The organism is Parvibaculum sp., from assembly GCF_049672805.1.
Lineage (GTDB): Bacteria > Pseudomonadota > Alphaproteobacteria > Parvibaculales > Parvibaculaceae > Parvibaculum.
Genome location: NZ_JBATWS010000143.1, coordinates 1 through 3,663, shown reverse-complemented (window position 1 = coordinate 3,663; position 3,663 = coordinate 1). Strand labels below are relative to the sequence as shown.

General features: G+C 61.7%; 4 protein-coding genes. 3 read left to right on the top strand and 1 reads right to left on the bottom strand.

Features of this window, described 5'->3' with window-relative positions; genetic code table 11:
• The first annotated feature begins 29 nt into the window (after window positions 1-29).
• Window positions 30-437: an HIT domain-containing protein gene (locus tag WBF74_RS04600; RefSeq protein ID WP_424435861.1), complete on the top strand. Its 408-nt coding sequence runs from the start codon at window positions 30-32 to the stop codon at window positions 435-437.
• A 74-nt stretch (window positions 438-511) separates the two neighbouring features.
• Window positions 512-1,021 (top strand): response regulator, encoded by a 510-nt coding sequence (locus WBF74_RS04595; protein ID WP_424435858.1) that lies wholly within the window; start codon window positions 512-514, stop codon window positions 1,019-1,021.
• A gap of 163 nt (window positions 1,022-1,184) precedes the next feature.
• Here the strand turns inward: WBF74_RS04595 and WBF74_RS04590 are convergent, their stop codons facing one another.
• Window positions 1,185-2,603: a spinster family MFS transporter gene (locus WBF74_RS04590; RefSeq protein ID WP_424435855.1), complete on the bottom strand. Its 1,419-nt coding sequence runs from the start codon at window positions 2,601-2,603 to the stop codon at window positions 1,185-1,187.
• A 161-nt stretch (window positions 2,604-2,764) separates the two neighbouring features.
• Between WBF74_RS04590 and WBF74_RS04585 the strand changes: the two genes are divergently transcribed.
• On the top strand, window positions 2,765-3,663 hold an 899-nt coding region (locus WBF74_RS04585; RefSeq protein WP_424435852.1), incomplete at its 3' end, for a lytic transglycosylase domain-containing protein.

The following is a 3,663-nucleotide window of genomic DNA, read 5'->3' as shown; positions in this document are numbered from 1 at the left end:
TGCCAAAGTCATATTGAACAAGGAATTACATGACCTTCTCCCTTCATGAACGCCTTGCCGCCGACACGTTTCTCGTAACGGACCTTACCCTTTGCCGGGTGCTTCTGATGAATGACCGGCGCTTCCCCTGGCTCATTCTTGTGCCGCGGCGGGCAGGGTTGCGGGATTTTGATGATGTGCCAGGGGCGGAGAAGCCGAACTTCCATGCGGAGATTGATCTTGCTTCCGTGGTTCTCAGGGATGCAGTCGGGGCGGAGAAGATGAATGTGGCCGCACTCGGCAATATGGTGCCGCAGCTTCATGTTCACGTGATTGCCCGGTTCGCGGGGGATGCAGCCTGGCCTGGCCCTGTCTGGGGTGTGGGGCAGGCGGAGCCTTATGGCGAGGATGAGAAGCGGGCGCTGATCGAGAAACTTGCCCGCAGCTTTCACGGTTAACGATTGGTTTAAGACTTAAAGCCTAGTGTCCTTTCCGAGGACGGGCATGGTGCCCGCATGTCAGGAACGGATCCTTGGACAGCTTTCAGGGTACAGCACTCATCGCCGACCCTTCTGCTGCGGCAGGGCAGGCTGCGGCCTATCTGCTGGAGCGGCTCGGCTTTCGCGTGGTGCTCACTGACAATGCGGATGAAGCTCTGGCCTTGATTGCCGGAACCGGCCCTGATCTGGTGCTGGCCGAGGCCCGCGCCATCACGCGGGACGGGCGCTGGCTCACCGAGGCCATCCGGCGCCGGCCGGGGGGGCAGGCCCCCTGTCTCTTCCATGTGACGGCTGAAAGCGGTGCCGCCTCCATTCACCGCGCCATCGAGGCGGGGGCGGATGACTATCTCGTGAAGCCATATGACGAGGCTCTTCTCCGCTTCAAGCTGATGCAGGCAAAGATGCGCGGACGGTTTGGCAGCCGCGCGAAGCTCCGTCTCGTGCAGGATAATGATGCCGCCGCGGCAATGCCGCAGGCTCAGGCCGGGGCGCGGACGGGTGATACCTCATGGCGCTTCCGGCTCTATGGCCGCGCCGTCTGACCGGTCGGTCCGCACCATCTCGATCAATGACTTATGGCACGGAAGCGAGTTTCTGAATCGGCATGTTCAGATGCCGATTCAACTGCTTCGACCATTCTCTCAACTCTCTGGCCCGATTTGAGAAAATGAATCCGCTTGGCTGCATAACTATCTGAAAACAGGATTATTTTTCGTTTTCCTTGCTCCAGTTTTCAAGGTAATCGAGGCTGCGCAGATAGGGCCGCAATCCGAGCAGGCCAGCCGTCACCGAGACCGTCAGAACGATAGCCGGAACGAGAACCAGCGAGTAGCGGAGCATGGCTTCATCGCCATAGACATAGTCCGTCGCAAGCGCGATCGAGGTCGGGCCGAGGCCAAGGCCGATGATGCTCACCACGAAGATCAGGATGGCGGAGGCGAAACCGCGCATCTGGTTCGGCATCAGTTCCTGCAGGGCGGAGGGGCCGGCGCCCGTGGTGAAGGTCGAGAAGAAGGTGGCAGGGCACAGCAGGATCAGCGCGGTCCAGGGGCTATCCATCAGCGGATAGAGCACCGCGAAGGGCAGTGCGCCCAGCCCGGCCCCCATGCAGACCATCATGCGGCCATTGCGGATGCCGCGTGAGGTCAGGTAGTCGCCCGCCCAGCCGCCGGTGACGACGCCCGCCGTGCCGAAGACCACGATCACCCAGCCATACCACCAGCCCGCCAGCGGATAGGACCAATCATAGGTACGGACAAAGAAGGTCGGTATCCAGGCCGCGACGCCATAGGCCATGAGCGCGGACAATGCGTAGCAGAGATTGAGGGGAATGATGGTGCGCCAGTTCCGGCCCATATAGGAGAGCACTTCGGCGACAGGCACCTCGACCGTCTTGCTGGTCCCGTCAGCGGCAATCGCCGTGCGGACATGGCCGCGCCGCTCCGGTTCTTTCAGGGTCCATATCCAGAGGGCGACCAGAATGCCGGGAAGGCCGACAATGAAGAAGGTGAGCTGCCAAGCATAGACCTCGCCCACGAGCGGCAGGACCGTGCTGCCGCCTTCCGAAACAAGCGCAATGACGCCTGCGCCGATGATGAGGGCGAGGCCCGCACCGATATAGACGCCCATGCCATAGACGCCGAGCGCGAAGCCGAGGCGCTTGGGCGGGAAATAGTCAGCGATGATCGAATAGGCGGCGGGGGAAAGGGCTGCCTCACCGACGCCGACACCGGCGCGGAAGATGAAAAGCTGGAGGAAGGAGCGTGCCGTTCCGCAGAGGGCGGTCATCAGGCTCCAGACGAAAACGCCGACTGCGATGATGTTCAGGCGGTGGTAGCGGTCCACCATGCGGCCGATGGGCAGGCCCGCGATGCAATAGAAAAGGGCGAACGCGAAGCCTTGCAGCAGGCTCATCTGCGTGTCGGAAATCGCAAGGTCGCGTTTGATGGGGCCGACCAGCAGGCTCAGGATCTGGCGGTCGATGAAGGAGAAGGTGAAAGCCAGAACGAGGACGGCCACCACATACCACGCATAAATCTGGTTCGGATACGGGCGCTCTGTCTTGTCCTGCCTTGTCTGGTGCTGTTCCTGCTCGATTTCGGCGGCCAGTTCGACTTCTGACATGGTTCCTCCCCGGTTTTTTGCGGCTTGAAACCGCTTTTCTTCAGCTTATCGCGGGGGGCCGAAAATGCCCGTGAAAAACGCGTGATTTCCGCCGGGTGGAACGGAATTGCGCTGGCATGAGGCTTGCGACCTTTCCGGCATAAGGAAAGGAAGCGGCCTCCATGAGCCTCGTCGAAAACATCGCCATTCAGCCGACAATCGCCTCTGCGCTTCAGGCCGCGAGCCAGCGTACGGGCGTGGAGTTCGACTATCTTCTGAAGACGGCGATGCGGGAGTCGAGCCTTGATTGTGATGCAAAATCAAAGACTTCCAGCGCGTGTGGACTATTTCAGTTTACCGAACAGAGCTGGCTCGGCACGCTGAAGAAGTATGGCGGGGAACTGGGACTTTCCGCTGAAGCGGCGAAGATCAGCACCACACCGCAGGGCCGGTTCCATGTGGAAAATGCTGCCCAAAGGGCGGAAATTCTTGCCCTTCGAAATGATCCCCATGTCTCGGCCTTGATGGCGGCTGCCTATACGCAGGAGAGCGCGTCACTCCTTGAGAACCGGCTTGGGCGGAGTGTGGGGGAGGGCGAGCTTTACATGGCCCACTTCCTCGGCGCGGGGGGTGCTGCGAAACTCATCACGGCGGCGGAACAGACGCCCGATATGCGGGCCGATCTTCTCTTTCCGGCAGCAGCGGCGGCAAACCGTCCGATCTTCTACCAGAAGGATGGCACCCCCCGGAGCGCGGAGGAGGTTTATCGCAACCTCGTCTCGAAACATGAGGGGGTGGATGCGACCCGCTATGCTGATGCCGCGAAGCGGCCTCTGCCGCCAAAGCCTGCGGGCCCGGTGCCTGCGCCTGACCTTTCCGGCGGCGAAACGCGCCGCAACTATGCGACGCGGGGGGCGACGCTCGCTGCCACTTCGGGCGGACGCACACCTGCAATGGCGTCGGGCTTTGGCCGTGCGCCGCTGAAACTCACTTCCACCGTCGTCGAAATCCTTGCCTCGCTCGATCCGATGGCCGGAGGCCGGGAGGCGGGGCGGAGCGGGGCGAGCGAACGCAATGAGGA

Excerpts from the sequence above, each read along its gene's own strand:
- WBF74_RS04590 (WP_424435855.1), bottom strand. The coding sequence starts at position 2,603 with ATGTCAGAAGTCGAACTGGCCGCCGAAATCGAGCAGGAACAGCACCAG.
- WBF74_RS04600 (WP_424435861.1), top strand. The coding sequence starts at position 30 with ATGACCTTCTCCCTTCATGAACGCCTTGCCGCCGACACGTTTCTCGTA.